Origin of the sequence: Xylanibacter caecicola, from assembly GCF_013166515.1 — a bacterium.
Classification (GTDB): domain Bacteria; phylum Bacteroidota; class Bacteroidia; order Bacteroidales; family Bacteroidaceae; genus Prevotella; species Prevotella caecicola.
In genome coordinates this window covers 22,454-44,073 of the sequence record NZ_JABKKJ010000022.1, presented here as the reverse complement: position 1 = coordinate 44,073, position 21,620 = coordinate 22,454, and the positions used below count along the sequence as shown (strand labels likewise).

The 21,620-nt window shown below is 45.1% G+C and carries 18 protein-coding genes, 4 tRNA genes and 2 pseudogenes; 9 read left to right on the top strand and 15 right to left on the bottom strand.

The genetic code is table 11. The features are described 5' to 3' along the window. Positions 1 to 178 precede the first annotated feature (178 nt). Complete coding sequence (locus HPS54_RS10605) at positions 179 to 874, bottom strand: tRNA1(Val) (adenine(37)-N6)-methyltransferase (protein ID WP_172345426.1); 696 nt, start codon at positions 872 to 874, stop codon at positions 179 to 181. A 128-nt stretch (positions 875 to 1,002) separates the two neighbouring features. On the opposite strand from HPS54_RS10605, the gene lon reads away from it, so the two are divergent. The 4 genes and pseudogenes from lon to HPS54_RS10585 all read left to right on the top strand — a co-directional run. Continuing rightward, a complete protein-coding gene (lon, locus tag HPS54_RS10600) occupies positions 1,003 to 3,462 on the top strand; it encodes an endopeptidase La (protein ID WP_172345425.1) in 2,460 nt (819 codons plus the stop codon). Positions 3,463 to 3,465: 3 nt separating this feature from the next. Further along, positions 3,466 to 4,593 (top strand): tRNA guanosine(34) transglycosylase Tgt, encoded by a 1,128-nt coding sequence (tgt, locus tag HPS54_RS10595; protein ID WP_172345424.1) that lies wholly within the window; start codon positions 3,466 to 3,468, stop codon positions 4,591 to 4,593. A gap of 11 nt (positions 4,594 to 4,604) precedes the next feature. Further along, the gene (locus tag HPS54_RS10590) at positions 4,605 to 5,813 is read left to right on the top strand and encodes an LptF/LptG family permease (RefSeq protein ID WP_172345422.1); all 1,209 of its coding nucleotides are present in this window, start codon (positions 4,605 to 4,607) and stop codon (positions 5,811 to 5,813) included. Positions 5,814 to 5,816: 3 nt separating this feature from the next. Continuing rightward, positions 5,817 to 6,969 (top strand): annotated as a pseudogene (locus HPS54_RS10585) (DEAD/DEAH box helicase); the annotation flags it as partial. A 179-nt stretch (positions 6,970 to 7,148) separates the two neighbouring features. Here the strand turns inward: HPS54_RS10585 and HPS54_RS10580 are convergent. The 11 genes and pseudogenes from HPS54_RS10580 to nspC form a co-directional block, all read right to left on the bottom strand. Then, the gene (locus tag HPS54_RS10580; RefSeq protein ID WP_172345419.1) at positions 7,149 to 7,655 is read right to left on the bottom strand and encodes a 4'-phosphopantetheinyl transferase family protein; all 507 of its coding nucleotides are present in this window, start codon (positions 7,653 to 7,655) and stop codon (positions 7,149 to 7,151) included. 103 nt (positions 7,656 to 7,758) lie between these two features. Beyond that, entirely contained in the window at positions 7,759 to 9,117 is a 1,359-nt protein-coding gene (gene gldE, locus HPS54_RS10575) for a gliding motility-associated protein GldE (RefSeq protein WP_172345417.1), read from the bottom strand. Between the two features lie 25 nt (positions 9,118 to 9,142). Next, positions 9,143 to 9,553 (bottom strand): single-stranded DNA-binding protein, encoded by a 411-nt coding sequence (locus HPS54_RS10570; RefSeq protein WP_172345416.1) that lies wholly within the window; start codon positions 9,551 to 9,553, stop codon positions 9,143 to 9,145. Between the two features lie 4 nt (positions 9,554 to 9,557). After that, positions 9,558 to 10,109: a hypothetical protein gene (locus HPS54_RS10565; RefSeq protein WP_172345415.1), complete on the bottom strand. Its 552-nt coding sequence runs from the start codon at positions 10,107 to 10,109 to the stop codon at positions 9,558 to 9,560. Positions 10,110 to 10,140: 31 nt separating this feature from the next. After that, positions 10,141 to 10,213: transfer RNA gene (locus HPS54_RS10560), tRNA-Gly, on the bottom strand. A 12-nt stretch (positions 10,214 to 10,225) separates the two neighbouring features. Next, positions 10,226 to 10,309, bottom strand: a tRNA-Leu gene (locus HPS54_RS10555). A 28-nt stretch (positions 10,310 to 10,337) separates the two neighbouring features. Next, a tRNA-Leu gene (locus HPS54_RS10550) sits at positions 10,338 to 10,419 on the bottom strand. 43 nt (positions 10,420 to 10,462) lie between these two features. Then, positions 10,463 to 10,535: transfer RNA gene (locus HPS54_RS10545), tRNA-Gly, on the bottom strand. A gap of 621 nt (positions 10,536 to 11,156) precedes the next feature. Beyond that, positions 11,157 to 11,650, bottom strand: a pseudogene (locus HPS54_RS10540) (3'-5' exonuclease). A gap of 98 nt (positions 11,651 to 11,748) precedes the next feature. Continuing rightward, positions 11,749 to 12,090, bottom strand: coding sequence for an MmcQ/YjbR family DNA-binding protein (locus HPS54_RS10535; RefSeq protein ID WP_172345414.1), 342 nt, complete (start codon positions 12,088 to 12,090; stop codon positions 11,749 to 11,751). A 24-nt stretch (positions 12,091 to 12,114) separates the two neighbouring features. Next, on the bottom strand, positions 12,115 to 13,281 hold the full coding sequence (gene nspC / locus HPS54_RS10530) for a carboxynorspermidine decarboxylase (RefSeq protein WP_172345413.1): 1,167 nt from the start codon (positions 13,279 to 13,281) through the stop codon (positions 12,115 to 12,117). A gap of 104 nt (positions 13,282 to 13,385) precedes the next feature. On the opposite strand from nspC, the gene HPS54_RS10525 reads away from it, so the two are divergent. From HPS54_RS10525 to HPS54_RS10515, 3 genes are read left to right on the top strand one after another with little or no spacing between them, the layout of a single operon-like run. Beyond that, positions 13,386 to 13,991 (top strand): thiamine phosphate synthase, encoded by a 606-nt coding sequence (locus HPS54_RS10525; protein ID WP_172345411.1) that lies wholly within the window; start codon positions 13,386 to 13,388, stop codon positions 13,989 to 13,991. 30 nt (positions 13,992 to 14,021) lie between these two features. Continuing rightward, a complete protein-coding gene (locus HPS54_RS10520) occupies positions 14,022 to 14,960 on the top strand; it encodes a ribose-phosphate pyrophosphokinase (RefSeq protein WP_172345410.1) in 939 nt (312 codons plus the stop codon). 1 nt (position 14,961) lies between these two features. Further along, positions 14,962 to 15,501, top strand: a complete 540-nt coding sequence (locus tag HPS54_RS10515) for a peroxiredoxin family protein (protein WP_253951992.1) — start codon at positions 14,962 to 14,964, stop codon at positions 15,499 to 15,501. Here HPS54_RS10515 and HPS54_RS10510 read toward each other — a convergent pair. Next, entirely contained in the window at positions 15,490 to 16,134 is a 645-nt protein-coding gene (locus HPS54_RS10510; RefSeq protein WP_172345409.1) for an HAD family hydrolase, read from the bottom strand. The two genes, HPS54_RS10515 and HPS54_RS10510, sit on opposite strands and share 12 nt — an antisense overlap. Before the next feature lie 395 nt (positions 16,135 to 16,529). Between HPS54_RS10510 and HPS54_RS10505 the strand changes: the two genes are divergently transcribed. Continuing rightward, positions 16,530 to 17,729: a TolB-like translocation protein gene (locus HPS54_RS10505; RefSeq protein ID WP_172345408.1), complete on the top strand. Its 1,200-nt coding sequence runs from the start codon at positions 16,530 to 16,532 to the stop codon at positions 17,727 to 17,729. Beyond that, on the top strand, positions 17,722 to 18,600 hold the full coding sequence (locus tag HPS54_RS10500) for a nucleoside phosphorylase (RefSeq protein ID WP_172345407.1): 879 nt from the start codon (positions 17,722 to 17,724) through the stop codon (positions 18,598 to 18,600). The genes HPS54_RS10505 and HPS54_RS10500 overlap by 8 nt, the downstream gene beginning before the upstream one ends. Positions 18,601 to 18,833: 233 nt before the next feature. Here HPS54_RS10500 and HPS54_RS10495 read toward each other — a convergent pair whose 3' ends face one another. Beyond that, on the bottom strand, positions 18,834 to 20,477 hold the full coding sequence (locus tag HPS54_RS10495; protein ID WP_172345406.1) for a glycoside hydrolase family 43 protein: 1,644 nt from the start codon (positions 20,475 to 20,477) through the stop codon (positions 18,834 to 18,836). A 25-nt stretch (positions 20,478 to 20,502) separates the two neighbouring features. Beyond that, positions 20,503 to 21,582, bottom strand: a complete 1,080-nt coding sequence (locus HPS54_RS10490; RefSeq protein ID WP_172345405.1) for a hypothetical protein — start codon at positions 21,580 to 21,582, stop codon at positions 20,503 to 20,505. Between the last annotated feature and the right edge of the window lie 38 nt (positions 21,583 to 21,620).

The window sequence follows — 21,620 nt, the reverse complement described above, 5'->3', positions numbered from 1 at the left end:
TGTTATAGGCGGCAAAGGTATCAAATGAAATCGTCGTGAAATCGTCGCGCTCGAAAAATCTCTGTAACTAACTAAATTTCAAACATTTCAAAGAACTATTTTGGATTTTAATGGGACAGCAATGACAATGTATAATCTATAAATGGGATATAAAACAAGGTGTATGAATTCATAGAACTCACTTTAAATAAAACTCTTTCGTCAATTCACGATACCACAGCGATCTCTCCCCTGCCGCATCACACAGGCACTCTTCAGCCGTCTCCACATTGCAGGGATGTTTTCTGAATGCCAACAAATAGCGGCGCGGCTGCTTGCGTGGTGTGGTCTTCACGGCACATATACGCGACACGGACAATCCGGACATCACGGCTGCCTGCTCGAACTTTTCACGACAGTCAAACGGTATTATGGCAGAGAACACGCCGTTGTCGTCGAGAAGGCGCGATACACCGGCAAACAAGTCGGCATATCCAAGCGTTGAGGCATGACGGGCAACACTGCGCGAAGCGTCGGGACACTCAAGTGCATCCACAAAGAAAGGGGGATTGCACACAATGGCATCATAGCTGCCGCGGGAAAACTGCTGCAACGGTTCGTGGAAGACGGACACCCGTTCGTTGAACACCGACCGTTGCACATTGCTTCGTGCCTGGTTGCATGCGCCTTCCTCTACGTCTATCGCCGTCACATCTGCCGAAAGAAACCTCTGCGCCATCATCATTGCGACAAGTCCCGTACCGGTACCGATATCCAATATACGCATGCCGCCCTCCGCCCATGCACCCAGCAAGACCCCGTCTGTACCAACCTTCATGGCACAGACATCCTGCCACACGGTGAACTGCTTGAATTTAAAAAAGCTGTTAGACATATTACATGCAAAAATAACCATTTATTTTCACATCGCACACCATATTATATAATTTTATCTGTCGTGCATCACACATTATCAATTTAATTACTTAACTTTGCATCTCAAAAACAAGAGACGACCATTATATGAAAAGAAATCAAAATAGTGCATTTTCGATGATAGCCGACTACGAGGGAGATGTTACGAAATTATTGGAAGAAAACCACGAAGGCAAACTGCCGATACTTGCTACACGCAACCTTATTTTATTTCCGGGCATAGTCTCGCCTATACTTATAGGCAGGGAGGCCAGCCTGAACCTGATAAACAAACTTAAGGAAAAGCCTAACGCCGTATTCGCAGTATTCTGCCAGAAAGATGCAGACAAAGAAGAACCCGGTAAAGACGACCTGTATGAATACGGTGTCTATGCCAGAATAATACGCATACTCGAAATTCCAGGCAGTGGAAACAATATCTCTGTAATTGTACAAGGACTCGGCAGATGCCGTCTTACGGAGATAAAGAAGACACGTCCTTACATGGAAGGAATGGTGGAAACGGCTGCAGAAGAGTTTCCGGACAACGGAGACAAGATATTCGAGGCTGCCATCGACGACTTGCGCAAATGTGCGGCAGGATACATCAAGCTGAACGAGGATATTCCGGACGAGGCACAATTTGCAATACAGAACATCACCAGCAGCATCATACTGCTGAACTTTATATGTTCGAGCATGCCGTTTGATATTACAGACAAGATCGAACTATTGGAAGTGAAATCTCTGAAAGACAGGGCTTTCGGCATATTAAGAATATTGAACCGCGAATTACAGCTATTGGAGCTGAAGCAAGACATACGCACGAAAACACGTGAGGACATAGACGAACAGCAGAGGGAGTATTTTCTGCAACAGCAGATAAAAAACATCAAGGAAGAACTTGGCAACGGTGACATGTCGCCCGAGCGCAAGGAGCTTATCGAAAAAGCCGAAGAAAAGATGTATAACGAAAACTTTGCAAAAGTATTCGGTAAGGAAATAGACAAGCTCGACATCCTGAACCCTCAGAGTCCGGAATACAGCATACAGCTCAACTATCTTCAGACACTTGTAAGTCTGCCGTGGGACGAATGCACTGAAGACGACCTGAACCTTAAAAGGGCTCAGAAAATACTGGACAAGGATCACTACGGCATGGAGAAAGTAAAGGAAAGAATTCTTGAGTATATGGCTGTCTTAAGCCTTCGTAAGGACCTTAAGTCGCCGATAATATGCCTTTACGGTCCTCCCGGAGTGGGAAAAACCAGTCTCGGAAAGAGCATAGCCAAATCCATGAAGCGAAAATACGTGAGGGTTTCGCTCGGAGGTGTGCATGATGAGGCTGAAATAAGGGGACATCGCCGGACATATATCGGTGCCATGCCGGGACGTATAATAAAGAGCATGCAGAAGGCAGGCTCGTCAAACCCCGTGTTCATACTTGACGAAATAGACAAGGTTACACAGAACACTGTCAACGGCGACCCGGCATCCGCCCTGTTGGAAGTGCTGGATCCGGAACAGAACAACGCCTTTCACGACAACTATCTTGACATGGACTACGACCTGTCGAAAGTGTTGTTCATAGCCACGGCAAACGACATAACAACCATTCCGCGACCGTTACTCGACCGTATGGAACTGATAGAGGTTAGCGGATATATAACCGAGGAGAAAATTGAGATTGCCAAACGTCACCTTATACCCAAAGAAAAGGAAAATACGGGTATGGACACAGACAAGGCACTGACGTTCAACAAGGCGGGAATAGAAAAGATAATCGAACAGTACACACGTGAAAGCGGAGTAAGGCAACTTGAAAAACAAATAAACAAGTTGCTGCGCAAGGCTGCTCTGATGAAAGTCAGGGACGGCAAGCTGCCTTTTACAAAAATAACACCTGCCGAAGTCGAAACGATGCTTGGCAAGGCTCCGTTCAGCCGCGATATATATCAGGGCAACGAATACGCCGGTATCGTTACAGGACTGGCATGGACAAGCGTAGGAGGCGAGATACTGTTCATCGAAACAAGCCTGAGCAAAGGCAAGGGAGGCAAACTTACACTGACGGGAAATCTGGGAGATGTCATGAAAGAGTCGGCTATGCTGGCACTGGAATATGTAAAGGCACATGCCGACGATCTGAACATAGATTACCGCATATTTGACAACTGGAACATACACATACATGTACCGGAGGGTGCCACGCCCAAAGACGGACCTTCTGCCGGCATCACAATTGCCACATCTATAGCATCCGCCATAACACAACGCAAAGTCCGCAAGAACACGGCAATGACAGGTGAGATAACTTTACGCGGGAAAGTGCTGCCGGTAGGTGGTATCAAGGAAAAGATACTGGCTGCAAAACGAGCAGGCATAACAGAGATTTTAATGTGCAAGGACAACAAGAAGGACATTGACGAAATACCTGACATATATCTCAAAGGTGTCAGTTTCCACTATGTGGAGAATGTGGGGGATGTATGGAACTTTGCACTCACGGATGAGAAAGTAAAGAATGCCGTTACATTTGAAATAGAAGAAAAGGAACAGAAACAGTAATCAATGAAATTCGAACTACAACATACCGACCCCGCAAGCGATGCACGCACAGGACTTATCACCACATGCCACGGGCAGATAAAGACACCTATATTCATGCCGGTGGGAACATGCGGCAGCGTAAAGGGTGTTCACTTCAACGAACTGCGCGAACAGGTAAAGGCACAGATAATACTTGGCAACACATACCACCTGTATCTCAGACCCGGACTTGACACGCTTCGTGCTGCAGGAGGACTGCATAAGTTCAATACATGGGATCGTCCGATACTGACAGACAGCGGAGGTTTTCAAGTCTTCTCGCTCACTGGCATACGCAAACTTAAAGAAGAAGGTTGCGAATTTCGCTCGCACATAGACGGTTCCAAGCATATCTTCACACCGGAAAACGTCATGGACACCGAACGTGTGATAGGTGCAGACATCATTATGGCATTCGACGAGTGTCCTCCGGGAGACAGTGACTACCAATATGCCAAAAGAAGTCTGGGACTTACAGAGAGATGGCTCGACCGTTGTATAAAGCGTTTCAACGAAACAGAACCTTTATACGGATACGACCAGAGCCTTTTTCCTATTGTACAAGGATGCACTTACAAGGACTTAAGACGTGAGGCGGCAAAGTTCGTTGCAGACAAAGGGGCAGACGGAAACGCCATCGGAGGGCTTGCCGTGGGCGAACCTACAGAAGTGATGTACGAGATGATAGAGGTGGTCAACGACATACTGCCAAAGGACAAGCCGCGTTATCTTATGGGTGTGGGAACTCCGCAGAACATTCTTGAGGCGATAGAGAGAGGGGTGGACATGTTCGACTGCGTGATGCCGACGAGAAACGGGCGCAATGCCATGCTCTTCACATACAACGGCACAATGAACATGCGCAACAAGAAATGGGAAAAAGATTTTTCTCCCATAGATCCGGACGGATGCGAGACAGACATCATATATACAAAGGCTTATCTTCATCATCTGTTCAAGGCACAGGAGCTGCTTGCCATGCAGATAGCAAGTATACACAACCTTGCTTTCTATCTGCGGCTGGTGACGGATGCAAGGCACCACATTGAACAAGGAGACTTCGTTACATGGAAAAAGTCTGTTATCGAACAACTTGGAAAAAGAATATAGTATAAACGACGATGAATATCAGGACGATAATAAACAAAGGCAAGAACAATGCGTCATACAGAAAGACAGCAGAGCTTGCCGGACGGCTGGGCAACAGACTCGGCTGGCTGGGATATGTCAATCCTAAAAGGTATGTAAAACTGCTCGACCTGTATATCATCAAGAAATTCATTGGTACATACTTCTATTCAATCGCCCTGATTATCTCAATATCCATTGTTTTCGACATCAACGAGAATCTGGCAAAGTTTACACAGTATCATGCGCCACTTAAGGCTATCGTTTTCGACTACTACATGAACTTCGTACCATACTTTGCCAATCTGTTCAGTCCTCTGTTCGTATTTATCGCCGTAATATTCTTCACATCAAAACTTGCAGGAAACTCCGAGATAATATCAATGCTCGCCGCCGGTGTAAGTTTCAAAAGGCTGATGCGTCCGTACATGATTTCGGCTGCAATCATTTCCATAATGACATATTATCTTGGCTCATACATCATACCTAAAGGAACAATCGTAAGACAGAACTTCGAGACGATGTATAAGAACAAGAAAAGAAACACATCGGCAGAGAATGTACAACTGCAGGTGGGCAAAGGTGTCATAGCATACATACAGCACTACGACAACAACCGCAAGAAGGGATATGGCTTTTGTCTTGACAAGTTTGAGAACAAAAAGCTTGTAAGCCACATGACTGCTTCAGAAATACAATACGACACAATATCCGATGCCAAATACCATTGGAAAGCCATAGGCTGGAGAATACGCCAGCTAAAAGGTCTCAGGGAGCATATTACAAGCGGAGCATCCAAAGATACGGTGATAATGATGGAGCCTACAGACCTGGTGTTTTCCAAGGGACAGCAAGAAACATTCACAAGTCCGCAGTTGCGCGAGTATATAGGCAAGCAGATAGACCGCGGTTCAAGCAACGTGGTACAATATGAGGTAGAGTATCACAAACGCATAGCCATGTCCTTCGCATCGTTCATCCTTACAACCATAGGACTGGCATTGTCTTCACGAAAGCGCAAAGGAGGCATGGGACTATACCTTGGTATCGGACTTGCACTAAGTTTCGGATATATACTTTTGCAGACGGTATCGGCGACATTTGCGATAAATGCCAATACTCCGCCTATATTGGCGGCATGGATACCAAATATTATATTTACATTTGTAGCATACTACTGCTACAGAAAAGCACCTAATTAAAAAATGGATTTTTACGATTTAGATTTGAACGACAATACATTGGATGCACTTGATGACATGAATTTCACCACGTGCACCCCAATACAGGAGAAATGTATACCAGCAATACTCGACAGAAAGGATGTGCTCGGAGTGGCACAGACCGGCACAGGAAAAACTGCGGCATATCTTCTGCCTATACTAAGCATACTCGATGACGGAGGTTTTCCGCAAGATGCTATCAACTGTGTCATAATGAGTCCGACACGAGAACTTGCCCAACAGATAGACCAGGCAATGCAAGGCTTCTCCTATTATATGCCTTCGATAAACAGCGTTGCCGTATATGGAGGCAACGACGGCAACAGGTATAATCAGGAACTTAAAGGCATGCAGCTCGGTGCCGACGTGATAATAGCAACACCGGGACGGCTGCTCAGCCACATAACCATGGGAAACGTCGACTTCAGCAAGGTTTCTTTCTTTGTTCTCGACGAGGCAGACAGGATGCTGGATATGGGATTTTCAGAGGATATCATGGCTATTGCGAAACTGTTGCCGGATACTTGTCAGACGATAATGTTCTCTGCAACAATGCCCGACAAGATTGAACAGCTTGCCAAAAGCATACTAAAAAATCCTGCTATAATAAAGATTGCCGTAAACAAGCCGGCTGAGAAAATAAAGCAGACGGCATACGTATGTCATGACAACCAGAAACAGAGGATACTGAAAGACATCTTCGGCAAAGAAAAGTTAAGCCGTGTAATAATATTCTCTTCGTCAAAGATAAAAGTAAAGGAAATAAACAGGACACTGAAACAGAACGGCATAAACAGTGATGAGATGCACTCGGATCTGGAACAGAGCCAGCGCGACGACGTGATGTACCGCTTCAAGAGCGGACAAGTAGACGTGCTCGTTGCAACAGACATTGTATCGAGAGGCATAGACATAGACGACATATCCATGGTGATAAACTATGACGTACCGCATGATGTGGAAGACTATGTGCACCGCATAGGTCGAACGGCACGCGCCGACCGCGACGGAAGGGCTATAACACTGATAAGAGGCAAGGAAATCGGAGCATTCATGAATATAGAGAAGTTTATCGGGCGCACCGTTGAAAAGATACCGCTGCCACAGGGTATAGGCGAATCACCGGAATACAAAGTCTATGCAAGGAATGAAAACAGAAAACGCAAACCGTATAACAAGAACAAGAAACAAGGATATAAAAAGAGAAACGGAAAAAGGTCAGAACGTAAACAGACCAATGTATAAAGTCTGAAAAACAGCCGGTAATTTATAATTGAAAGTCCGTTACCTTGCCCGACAGCAAGCAACCGTCAATCATAAATTACCGGCTTTGTATATAGCATAAGTAAGCATGAATTTGTCCGTCATATTATAATATATGTCAAATTCAACATTACGTTTAAGGTTCTCTGCTTTCACAACACCGGTATTTCCGTTTAAGTCACACGGAGAAATACGAATATCATGAAAACCAAGATTATCGGCAGAAAACAATTTATAAGCTGTCTCTTTTGCACACCAGCACAGCAATTGCCCGTGCAGGGACAAGGCATTTTCATCGTCTCTCAGGAATTTAGAGGCTACACGCCCCACCCTTTCACTTACATATTCTATGTCTACGGCAACACGTTTAACCGAAGAAACGATTACGGCAACATATCCACGCGTGTGGCTTATGCTTATTTCCGCACCGTTTGAAAGCAGGGGCTTGCCGTTTCCGTCATGAGATATCCGTATGTCATCCCCTTCCATGTGAGACAATAAAGCCCTGACGGCAAGATACTCCAGACAACGTGCTTCCGACTTGAAAGTATCAGTCACCGGTTTATGAACAAGTAAATGCGGATATAATTCAAAGAAAACGGACGTTGTTTCAGTTATATTCCACAACCCGAGGCAGACATCTGCGGAAATTTTTTCTATCCTAATCAGCGGCATTGCCTTCGATGTTTTCTTTCTTTTTGTCACCTATAGCCACTTTCACGCTTGATATACGACGCTCATCCATGTCCTGAATTTCAAAAGAATAATTCTTATATTCCAGTTTCTCGTTCATAACAGGGAAATCACCTTTAAGTTCAAGCAACAGTCCGGCAACGGTATCGGCATCGCCTTCTATATCTTCAAACTCGTCACCGTCAACATTCAGTATCTTATAGAAATCGCTCAGAAGAGTCTTTCCTTCAAATATATAAGTATTATGCCCTATACGCTTGTAGGTTTTCTCATCGTCATCATATTCATCGTTTATCTCGCCTACAATTTCTTCGAGTATATCCTCAAGCGTAACAATACCACTTGTTCCTCCGAACTCGTCCACAACAATGGCAATGTGCACCTTTCCTTTCTGAAACTCACGGAGAAGATCATCGATTTTCTTCGTATCCGGAACAAAATACGGCGGACGTATAAGGCTCTGCCAACGGAAATTGGCAGGTTTGTTTATATGCAACAGCAAGTCTTTTATATAAAGCACTCCGCGAATGTTGTCCGTATTGTCCTGATAGACGGGAATACGGCTGTAATTGTTTTCCACAATACATTTAAGAACGTCTGAGAACGAACTTTTTATATTAAGGTCTACAATATCCTGGCGGCTTGTCATTATCTCCTTTACAGTCTCCGCGCCAAATCTCACAATGCCTTTTAGCATGCTGCGCTCATCCTTTATGTCGTTTTTGTCGGTCAATTCAAGTGCCTGTCCCAGTTCATCCACACTCAGGACATGATTTTCCTTGGCAAAAATCTTCTCCGCCAAAACCCCACTCTTAATGAGAACTGTCCCCAAAGGCCAGAACAATTTGCGGAAAAACAGTATTCCGCCTATCGTACGCCTGCAGAACTTCAACGAAGACTGCCTTGCAAATATCTTCGGCATAATCTCTCCGAACAGAAGAAGAAAGAAAGTAAGCAGTACGGTTATACACACGAATTGCAGCCAATACGCATTTCCGAAGTCAATAATCTTGCCGAAAATATAGTTACATATCATGATTATCATGACATTGACAAAATTATTTGTTATAAGAATTGTAGCTAAAGTACGCTCACTGTCGTTACGCAGCAACTCTATGTTCTTGTCACTTTGATTATGTTCCGGCGACAATTCATTTAAATCGGATGGAGCCAGACTGAAGAAAGCTATTTCAGACCCGCTGGCAAAGCCCGAAACCAGAAGAAGGAATATTGCAAGCAATGAAGCTACAACAACTCCTGTGTCGGGAGCGTTAAGATGTACTTCCGACAAAGTAGTGCCCAAATACGATATTATGTCCAAAACCATTTTTTATTTCAAATATCACCTGACATCAGAATGGCAGATCTTGTGTTGTTTTATCCTGCTGCACCGAGGGTTCCGCCGACTTTCCGGCAGGCGATGATACAGCAGTCTGTTTAGGAGTAAGCATTTCCATATTCTCGGCAAGTATCTCCGTAACATAACGACGCATACCTTTCTGGTCGTCATAACTTCTGTAACGTATACGCCCTTCTATGTATAGCTTGTCGCCTTTATGAATATATTTCTCTGCCACTTTTGCCAGTCCGCGATACAGCACAATGTTATGCCAGTCTGTACGGTCGGGAACCTGTGTACCGTTTTGCAGAGTATATCCACGCTCGGTTGTGGCAAGAGGAAAACTTGCTACAGCCTGGTCTTGCTCATAATAGCGCACTTCCGGCTCTTTTCCTACATTTCCGATAAGCAGTACCTTATTCATAAGATTATTTCCAAAGTCCCAAATACTTGAACTTGAAGTTTTTTCCCTTTGCCGACGGGAACTGACTCCTGCCGTCAACCCTGCTTCTGAGATGCTCCACTATGCGATTGTAGCAGTCCATTCCCGAATGAGCCTTGCAATTGGCAACAAAATGCGTGTCACGATATTCATGCTTGCCCGTACCCGGTATCATTACAACACGCTTAAAGTCAAGAGTGCCCTCATACCACCCCGGACGTTCCTCGCCGAGACGCAGCAAAGAAGATGATGCATTCTCCTTGGGTTCATTGTGCACAGCTGTCCCCGATGAGCGCAAAGCCTTCTTCTGCTTGAAATCAAGCATTGTCGCAGCCTCGGTCTTTATCACTATAAAATAAACACGGGGACGTATTTTATAACGCTTAGGAAAATATACGTCGCTTGCTACGTATGAACGTATATCTGCCTCCAACTCGGGATTCATCCCTATTTCCTGTATCGAACCTAAAAAGAATATGGCATCATCGACATTATTTACTAATGTCTCTCTATCGAAATATCTTAAATATAAATTCATGATTTGTATTTTTCCTGTTCCTAAAAAACCGAGCGGAAAACGGGACTCGAACCCGCGACCCCAACCTTGGCAAGGTTGTGCTCTACCAACTGAGCTATTTCCGCAACAAAAAAGTGTGAAGAGGAGGAGACTCGAACTCCCACGTCGCAATTGACACTACCCCCTCAAAGTAGCGCGTCTACCTATTCCGCCACCTCTCCAACACAAAAAGCATTCTGAATAAAATTGTGCCCAGAACAGGACTCGAACCTGCACGCCGTTAAACACACGCACCTGAAACGTGCGCGTCTACCAATTCCGCCACCTGGGCAAAAAGGCGAAGATTGCTCTTCTTTTTTTATTCAGAATGTCCGAGCGGAAAACGGGACTCGAACCCGCGACCCCAACCTTGGCAAGGTTGTGCTCTACCAACTGAGCTATTTCCGCCTTTATCCTCTACCTTGACAGTAAAGAGCATTTCTCTAAATGCGGTTGCAAAGGTAGTATATTTTTTTTATACAGCAAACTTTTTCGGTATTTTTTTCACTTTTTTCTCTATTTTCAGTGCTGAACGCATGGTTAAACCGAAGCAGAACATGAACTTTCAAAAGCCGGTAGAAAACAGACAACTATATATGCACGCGAGTTCGGGATAACGGCATAGAGATGTGTTAAAATAATATTAATATGAAGGAAATGGTTGGATTGTAGCATAGAAAGCATGAGGAGAACACGAGTGAAGCTATTGTTTATTATCCCAAACTCACCGTATATGTTTACGCATCATAAAGCTATGAGTTACGTGTCATAAAGCTATGGGTTATGACAGTCAATACTTTGCAAACCAGCAACTTAAGATATTACGGCGTACGTCAGGATATATTATATGAAGCAGTGTAGGGTTGCAAGTTTTTAACGATAATCCCCTGACTGTATGTGTGTTGCATGCGTGGAATGTTTAAAACAAGGCTCCACATTTCCGGCATATCCTCTATATAACTAACGCTTTCTATGTTTAAATCCACATTAAACCGACAGCGATTGTAAGGCACGGTTATTGCTTTATCCTTATAACAATTTCATGGCAATAAAAGCACACGCTTCCGCATCGGACAAAGCATGGTGATGATGTTCCAGATCATAGCCAAGATATTCTGCCACGGTTTCAAGTCTATGATTGGGTATTTTGTTACGAAGCACCCGCCTCGACGCACGGCACGTGCAATAAAACTCATAGTCCGGATATTCCATTCCATATTCTTTAAAGACAGCTTTCAGACATCCTTCATCAAAAGGACTGTTATGGGCAACAAGCGGCAACCCTTTTATATAGCAGGATATCTCAGCCCATACATCCGGAAAAGCTCTCGCATCTTCAACATCTTCCATAGGAGACCATGTACTCGTGTTGTCCAATATGTAAAATAGTCAGGTCTGGGATAAATAAGGCTGTATGCCTCATCCTCTATCACCCCGTTTCTCACAACCACAATACCGACACTGCAGACACTGCTCATGTGTTGATTGGCTGTTTCAAAATCTATCGCCACAAAATCTTTCATCGCACTTCTTTATTAAGCTTTCAATTACGCAAAAGCAAAAAAGCCGGTATTATTTCATGATTTATCAAACCGTTTTCCTTGTCTCTTTCGCAAATCAATCATCTGCGTTTTCTGCTTTTTATCAAGGAATATGAATCGGAAACCATACGCTTAATCATCTCATCCGGCATATCTTCGTTGAACCGGATACTGATCCAATATCTACGATTCATATTATATGGCAAGCCAACAGCCATATAGCTTGCCTTCAATTCATCTATAATATCTGGACTGCACTTTATCGTGCATGCGTCAAATGTATCTATATCCAAGAAACAGAATATCTTTCCACACACATAGAATGCCAATATCGACTGTGCCGAACAAAAATCCTGAAACGGCATCTTCTCGCTACTGTCGGGCAGCGAAAGGCAAAAATCTCTGAATTCTTCTACATTCATACATCTATAATCGCAATATTCGAACTAATCCATGCGGCTTCTGTAGTCCTCATATCCGTATATACGGAGCATCTCGAGAGTGCCGTCGCTGTGTGCCATGGCTATCGAGGGATGGGTAATCCCGTTGAACATATTGGTCTTTACCGTGGTATAATGCAGCATATCCTCGAATATCACCTTATCTCCCACGACAAGCGGCTTTTCAAAACGCCACATTCCCATAAAGTCACCGGAAAGGCAGCTATTGCCCCCAAGCCTGTATACGTTATCATCAGACGAAGAAGCACAATCGTCCAGAACTTCCGCTCCACGCACAGCCGGCATGTAAGGCATTTCAAGACAATCAGGCATGTGACACGTAAAACTGACATTCAATATGGCTGTCTTTATTCCATGATCTTCCACAATGTCCACCACCTGCGACACAAGTGCTCCGGTCTGCCAGCCGAAAGCACTGCCTGGTTCAAGAATAATACGCAGATGGGGATAACGGCGGTGAATGTCGCGCATCATAGAAACAAGCAGTCCGGTGTCGTAACCTTCCCTCGTCATAAGATGACCTCCGCCAAAGTTTATCCACTTCAATTGCCCGAACCACTTTGAGAACTTTCCCGTTATGTGCTCCAACGTGCGCTGAAAGACATCCGCCCCACTCTCACAATGACAATGGCAGTGAAAGCCCTCGACATCTTCAGGCAGCACATCCGGAAGCTTGTCTGCCACAATACCAAACCTCGTGCCCGGCGCACACGGATTATAAAGGTCTGTTCCCACCTCCGAATACTCGGGATTGACACGCAGTCCTATACTTACCGCAGGATTTACAGCCTTGACTCTTGCATGAAGACGTGAATACTGGCTGGGCGAGTTGAACGTAAGATGACTTGAACAACGGGCAATATCGTCTATCTCATAGTCTGTATAAGCCGGAGAATAGGTATGTGCAAGGCTCCCGAATTCGTCTCTGGCAAGACGTGCCTCATACAACGAACTTGCCGTGGTGGCACTTATATACTCGCGAAACAAGGGAAACGTTTTCCACAGGGCAAACGCCTTGAAGGCAAGAATTATATCTATGTCTGCCTCGTCAGAGACTCTGCGTATAAGCTCAAGATTACGACGGAGGCGTTTCTCCTCTATAATATAAGTAGGTGTGGAAACGCTTTCGAATGTATTCAAATCTATCTTCATTACTGTAAATTATCAATTTTAAAGTGCAAAGATAAACTTTTATCATGGTTAAATTGTATGTTTAATAGAAAATTCATAATTTTGCATTTGCAAAAGAAAAAGCGATGAAACTCGTTATAATGACCAAGCCCACTTTTTTTGTGGAAGAAGACAAAATACTGGCGTCTCTTTTTGAAGAGGGCATGGAGTGCCTGCACTTGTACAAGCCGGACTCGTCCCCACTATATTCCGAACGGCTGCTGTCTTTACTGCCGGAGGAATATTACAGAAAAATCATCGTGCACAATCATTATTACCTCAAAAACGAGTACGATCTGGGAGGAATACACATCGACAGTCCTTCCACTCCCCTGCCCGACAAGTATAAAGGGCGTTTCACACGCACATGTTCAACGGTAGAAGAACTGAAAACAGCCAGGAAAAAGGCTGAATATGTCTTTCTCAAAGGTGTTTTTAACAGTTGTTCGGGACGTCATGCCACAGCATTTTCTGTCAATGAACTGCAAGCAGCGGCAAGACAGGGACTTATCGACAGACATGTATATGCACTTGGGGGTATATGTCCGGACAACATTAAAGCGGCGAAAGACCTCGGTTTCGGAGGCGTAGTGGCATGCGGAGACTTGTGGAACAAGTTTGACATTCACAACGAACCCGACTACAAAGAGCTGATAAGTCATTTTGACAAACTGAAAAAAGCAATATCATAAATTATAACTAATAATATAAACAATAAGAAAATGAGTGCGCAAAACTCTTTCATGGTATTTTCCGGTACGAATACAAGGTATCTTGCCGAGAAGATTTGCCAAAGTCTTGAATGTCCGCTGGGAAATCTGGTTATCACAAAGTTCTCTGACGGCGAGTTCTCCGTATCATACGAGGAGTCAATCCGTGGACGCGATGTGTTCCTTGTGCAAAGCACATTCCCTAATTCAGACAACTTTATGGAATTATTGCTCATGATAGATGCCGCAAAACGTGCATCGGCAAAGAGCATCAATGCCGTAATTCCATACTTCGGCTGGGCAAGACAAGACAGGAAAGACAAACCGCGTGTAAGCATCGGCGCAAAGCTCATCGCCGACATTCTCGGTGTTGCCGGCATAGACAGACTGATAACAATGGACCTGCACGCCGACCAGATACAGGGTTTTTTCGACGTACCGGTAGACCACCTGTACGCATCAGGCGTAATACTGCCATATCTGCAGAGCCTCAAACTTAAAGACATAGTAATAGCATCGCCGGATGTCGGCGGCAGCAAGCGTGCCAACACATACGCCAAATATCTTGGTTGCCCGCTCGTATTGTGCAACAAGACACGTGCAAGAGCCAACGTTGTTGAAAGCATGCAGATTATCGGTGATGTAAGAGACAAGAACGTTGTGATAATCGACGACATCGTGGACACGGCGGGAACAATCACCAAGGCTGCCGACATAATGAAAAACGCAGGTGCAAAGAGCGTGCGCGCGTGTGCATCGCACTGCGTAATGAGCGGTCCGGCAAGCGAACGTGTACAGGAGTCGGCATTAGAAGAGATTGTCTTCACAGACTCAATCCCATACACACAGCGTTGTGCCAAGGTAAAGCAGTTGTCAGTGGCAGACATGTTTGCCGAGACTATACGCCGAGTTCTCAACAACGAGAGTATAAGTTCGCAATACATTGTATAACATGAATATACGTAACATTATCGGACCGGCAGCAATAGCTCTGATGCTTGTTGCATGCCGGTCCAATTCTCAAAAGCCCGAAATGCCTGCTGCCCCGTCACAAGTGCAGACAGAAGAAGCATCGACATCCATTCCCGATTTCAGAATGAATGATATCGACGGCAATGAGGTATCGGCACTGGAAGAAGCTGCAAAGCACAAGATTACGGTAATAGACTTTTGGGCAAGCTGGTGCGGTCCGTGTCTTCGTGAAATGCCGGAAGTGGTGGGTATGTACAATAAATACAAGGACAAAGGACTGGGCATAATAGGCGTGTCGCTCGACAAGGATGCGACAAGTTGGAAAGAAGCCGTAAAGCGTATGGGCATGAAGTGGGTTCAGGTTTCCGACTTGCAGGGCTGGGACAATGCCGCAGCACAAATGTTCGGAGTACAGTCCATACCGTTTACAGTAATCATAGACCGGGAAGGAAAGCTCATCGATGCCGGACTAAGAGGCAGCGAGTTGGAACAGCGTGTGGGTGAGATATTAGAACATTAATATCTCACACGGTTCCGAAATAAAGACCGATGCTCCGTGCTCTTCAAGAAAAGCGCGGTCGCGAAATCCCCACAACACACTTATACAGGGCAAACCGCTATTTGCAGCCGTTGCAACGTCCACGTCGCTGTCGCCTATATATACTGCATTGTCGGAAGACACGCCAAGCAGACGCATAGCCTCTATAACTGTATCGGGTGCCGGTTTGCGCCTTATGTTTTCGCGTTCGCCTATTGCCACATCCACATAATCGCCGAAAAAATGCCGGCAAAGTTCTTGTGTGGCTGTATAGAACTTATTGCTGACAACGGCTATTTTCTTTCCTCTGCATTTCAATCCGTTGAGCATATCCGGTATGCCGGGATATGGTTTCGTGGTATCAAGCGAATGTTCCATATAATGTTCACGAAACGTTTTAAAAACTTCTTCAAATCGAGGATTAGCCATACCGTCGGGAACCGAACGCTCCATAAGCTTCTTTACACCGTTGCCGACAAACCAGCGTATGTCTTCTAATGTATGTTCCGGCATACTATATCGGTGCAAGGCATAGTTTACACTTGCAGCAAGATCGCCCAACGTATTAAGCAACGTACCGTCAAGGTCAAATATATACGTATCGTATTCTCTCATCTTTCCTTTTTATATTTCTGTTTTAATCAAAAGAGTGCAAGCCAAGCGCAACAATACTTGTTTCTTATTGCTGGTGTTCTGCTTGTCTTTGCACAAGTGCAAAGATACGAATAAGTCGAATACAAAACTAAACTTGTTTAAGTTTTGTTGAGCGTGAGTATCTTCGGCGAAGCCAAAAATACGGATAAGTCGAAAACAAAACAACAAATGCATTTGTTGTTTGCAGAGCGTGAGTATCTTCAGCAAAGTCCAAGATACGGAAAAACGAAATAACATATACCTGCTGTTACACATAAAGTTACTAATTATACAGCACGTATGTTATTTTTCCGTAACAACACACGTTATTTTGTCGGTTTTCCGTATCTTTGTAATAAGATAAAACAACTATGTCTATGAAAAAAATACTTATTTGTGCCGCCCTGCTGTCGGCATTTGTCGTAAACCCGGCAACGGCACAAAAGAAGAAGAAAAGGGTCAAAGCGCAACCCGTAATACAACTGTCCGAGGAAGAACTGATAAAACAGGCAAGACTCGAACAGATGACGGACGCCACACAAAAGATAATGTTTGTCGACAGCATTGTCGTGGACAAAGACATGTTTCTCGGCAAATATGCCATCAGTCCTGAAAGCGGAACACTTTGCAGATACAATGAAATGTTCAAGAACGGCAGTAAGCCCGAATCTTATCTGCACATAAACGAACTTGGCAACAAATGCTATTTCTCCGACAAGGATAAAGCCGGCAATATGAAACTTTACACCAGCGACCGTCTGGGCAATCAATGGACGGAACCTGCTGCCATTACCGTGCTTGACGATGACAACGAGCTTGAACAGATGAACTATCCGTATATAATGACTGATGGAACGACCCTCTATTTTGCTGCACAGGGCAGCGGAAGCATAGGAGGATATGATATATTCGAGACAAGATACGACTCGGAAACAGGAACATATCTCAAACCGGAAAATATAGGTATGCCTTTCAACTCCACGGCAAACGACTATATGTATGCCATAGACGAGACCGCCGGCATAGGTTGGTTTGCAACTGACCGCAATCAGCCCGAAGGCAAAGTGTGTGTATATATATTCGTTGCACCGGAAACAAGGCAGGTATATTCTGCCGAAAACTATACAAAAGAGCAGATTAAACAGTTTGCAGACATATCAAGCATTGCCGACACATGGGGAAAGGGCGGCGAAAGGAACAACGCATTGAACAAAGTCCGGGAAATAAGAAACGGTAACGGACATAAAGAAGATGCGAAAAACAAGATATCATTCGTCATTAACGACGATGTGACATACAACTCCATATCCGATTTCAAGGTTTCCGGAAACATGGAAAAGTTCAAACAACTGAACGAGATGAGAGCTTTGGCAAAGACATTGTCCGACAAAATAGAAAAAGCAAGGGAACAATATGCCAATGGAGACATGACCGTACGCAACAGGTTAAAAGCCACAATATTGGCAAACGAGAAAGAGAATGAGAAACTGGAAATGCAAATCAGACAACTGGAAAAAGATATCAGAAACTCTGAAAATATATTGTTGAACCAAAAAAGAGCAAATCATTATGAATAAACACTTTGCAGAATCAGAACTTATAATAAACGGAGACGGCAGTATATTCCATCTTCATGTAAAGCCGGAACAGCTTGCAGACAAAATAATACTTGTAGGCGACCCCGGACGTGTGGCGCTTGTCGCCTCTCATTTTGATACAAAAGAATGTGAGGTGGAGAGCCGCGAGTTCAAGACGGTGACCGGAACATACAAAGGCAAGCGCATAACCGTGACCTCAACAGGCATTGGATGTGACAACATAGACATTGTGATGAATGAGATAGATGCACTGGCAAACATCGACTTCAACACACGTATGGAAAAGGAACATACACGCCAACTGGAAATAGTACGTATTGGCACATGCGGAGGTCTGCAGACATACACACCCGAAGGGACGTTCATCTGTTCCGTAAAATCTGTCGGTTTTGACGGACTTCTGAATTTCTATCAAGGACGCAATGCCGTGTGCGACCTTGCCATGGAGCGTGCATTGCTCAACCATCTCGGGTGGTCCGGAAACATGTGCGCACCGGCACCATACATAATAGATGCGGACAGCGAACTTGTTGAGCGCATAGCCGGAGACGACATGGTACTCGGTGTAACCGTGGCATGCGGCGGTTTCTTCGGACCACAGGGCAGACAACTGCGCATACCGCTCGCCGACCCTAATCAGAACGAGAAGATAGAGAACTTCGAATATAACGGTATGAAAATCACCAACTTCGAAATGGAAAGTTCTGCCCTCGCCGGTCTGTCACGGTTAATGGGACATAAAGCCACCACCGTGTGCATGGTTATTGCCAACCGCAGGGCAGGAAGGGCAAACACCGGATACAAAAATCAGATTGACGACCTGATAACGCTTGTGCTGGAAAGGATTTGACAATACCTGTTGTAGTCTGGACATATAAAAGGATATGTCCATACATAGCGGATTCGGATGTCCTTATCCCAAGCTCGCGTAATCAATGTGACTAAAAACAAGGAAGATAAAAGACAGTGCCTTTGTACTTATCGACAAGACAAACGTCTTTTATCTTCCTCTGTTTTACCTTACTTTACTCTATATTCTTTTGACAAAGTCTATTCTTTATATCAAAAGAAACAAGAATATTATTATTTTGTCACTCTGAACCAATCGGCATCAATCCAGCCTCTGTTTGTCTTTCCCGCCGGTTCGATGGCAACAAAACCTATCTTGGCACCTATCCACTTGCCCTCGCGCATCTTGAACTCGTCGCCTACAGACTCGTATTTCTTACCGTTCTTACTGTAAGCGAAACGACATTTACCGTCATTGACGGTCATTCTGAGATAAATATCCTCGTGTATGGCAGGCTGATAGTCTATCTTGTCCACAGCCGTAGGTTTGAGAGTGGCAATCACCTTGACATCTTCCTTCTTGCCCTTGTCTGCACTGCGGCATGTTATCTGCTGCAACTGGAATTCGTCGCCCACTCTTTTCACCACCAATGCCGAATAGTCAAGTCCCATCATGATTATACCGCCCTGCTGATTCTGGTCTTTTGAAGTGAAACGTATCTTTGCCGTTGCAGTGAAGTTATCCGTGGGAGTCTTCTGCAACAGGAGATTGGGAACTTCCCACAGATTAACAAAGTTCTCGCTTACCTTGTGCGTATATATGCGGTATGTGCCGAAAGCCGTGGGCATTCCGAACTTCTGATCATAGTTTGCGTGCCATTGCCACTGCAATCCTAACTTTGGAGAATTGAACTCATCGCTCTCCACCGGGTTCATTACAACAGACTTGGCGGCAGTCTTGGGCTTACGGAACTTCAGAACAGGCTCACCGCAATAATCTCCGTCCTTGTCAACACCCATTACGGGCCAGTTGTCTTTCCATGTAACAGGCTGAAGATGAACCACACGACCGTAGCAACCCTTGTCCTGGAAGTGCAGGAACCAGTCTTCTCCCTGCGACGTATGCACCCAGCCGCCCTGATGAGGACCGTTTACACTTGTCTTGCCCTGTGCAAGCACGACCTTGCTTTCGTAGGGTCCGAAAGGACTCTTGCTGCGCATTGCCAACTGAAATCCTGTAGGCACGCCGCCGGCAGGGCACATTATCCAATACCAGCCGTCACGCTTGTAAAACTTAGGACCTTCAACGGTGCGGTTGGCGTTTCCGTTTCCGTCAAAAACAATTACAGGGTCACCAATCGCCTTTGTTCCCTCGGCATTAAGTTCACGCACGGTGAGCACCGATGCAAAGCGCGAACGGCTGTTTGCCCAACCGTTGGCAAGATAACAGCGACCGTCTTCGTCCCAAAGAGGCGTCGTGTCTATCATTCCCTCACCCGGTATGACACACACCGGCTCTTCCCATTCGCCAGCCGGGTCTTTGGTCTTTACCATAAACACGCCATGATCCGGGTCGCCCCAATATATGTAGAACTCGCCGTTGTGATAGCGTATGCACGGAGCCCACACACCGTTTCCATGCGAAGGCTTGTCAAATTTCTCTGCCGGCTCGAGCTTTTTCAAGGCATATCCGATAATCTCCCAATTGACAAGATCCTTGGAGTGAAGTATCGGCAACCCCGGAATACAGTTGAAAGAACTTGCCGTCATATAATAGTCATCACCGACAACACATACGTCGGGGTCACTATAGTCGGCATCTATTACGGGGTTGGTGTAGGTTCCGTCACCGTTGTCGGGACACCACACGTCAGAACGATACTGCGCACCGGACAGCAACGGCAGCATCATCAAGCATGACAATAATGTTTTTCTCATAAATCATTAATATTAATAGTTTTAATCATAAAGTCTTTACAAAATATTTATCCAGAGGAATCAACTTGAGACAATAGTTCACATCGTGGACAATGCGCATTGCATAAGAAGAGTCTTCTGCCAATGAGGACAGCGAAAGGGCGACATGCCCCATGGTACGACGCAGATTTACCTCAACACAAGGATGAACAACAAAGCCGTCCATATCCTTGCGTGCGACAATCATCATGTCCACCCCGAAAGGTCCTTCATACTTATTACGGAACAATCTCTCAAAATACTTTATACACCTTTGTTTTATAATATTTATTAACTCTTCCGTAACAAACCGTTGCAGAGCCTCGAGTTTGCGTTTGTCGTCGGCAATGATGTTCCCCATGTAGGCACCGTTCAATGTTTCAAAGAGAGAAATGCCGCAATACTCCACCCTGCCATCGCCATGAGAAAAGAACTCCATGCCAAAGTCTTTCACCTTATCATAATAAGGCTCTGCCATCACACCGCCCTGCGCGGATATAGTCCTGCCTATCCAGCCCGCCGTAGAGTCGCTGCAAGCACCGTGGACATATCTCAGTCCGCGACCGCTGCTGCTCCACGGAGCCTTTACCACAACATCGCCGACTGCATTTATAAATCCGGCTACATCCTCTGCCGTGGTAAAATAAAAACTTTCACCGCATGTGTCGTCTTCAATGTCTGCACGGATAAAATCGAGGGCACCGCCGGTATGCACCCTGCTTGAAAGCGAACGGATATGTTCCAAACCGTCTTCGGAAGGCAACAAGTCCGCCAACACACCGGCATCATGCAACTGAGTGGCGATACACCGGTCCCACCCCCACGGCTCAATCTTGTCAAAGGCAACACCTTTAAGCTGTTCTGCCGACAGAAACAGCACGTCGGCATGACCGCGTCCGAGCTTTGTCGCCGCCTTTACGGCATATTGGACATCATCTACAAGTATACAATCCCCGTCGTCTGCCCACAAACACGGGATAAAGCCTAAATTCATGCGCAGTTCCCTTGCCGCGTGAGGCACAACCAGATAGCGTTTGTCGTATGCCAGAGCTATATCATGCTCCGGATTAAAAATATGTAACTTCAAAACTTAAATATATTTATACCGATTAAACAACACCAAAC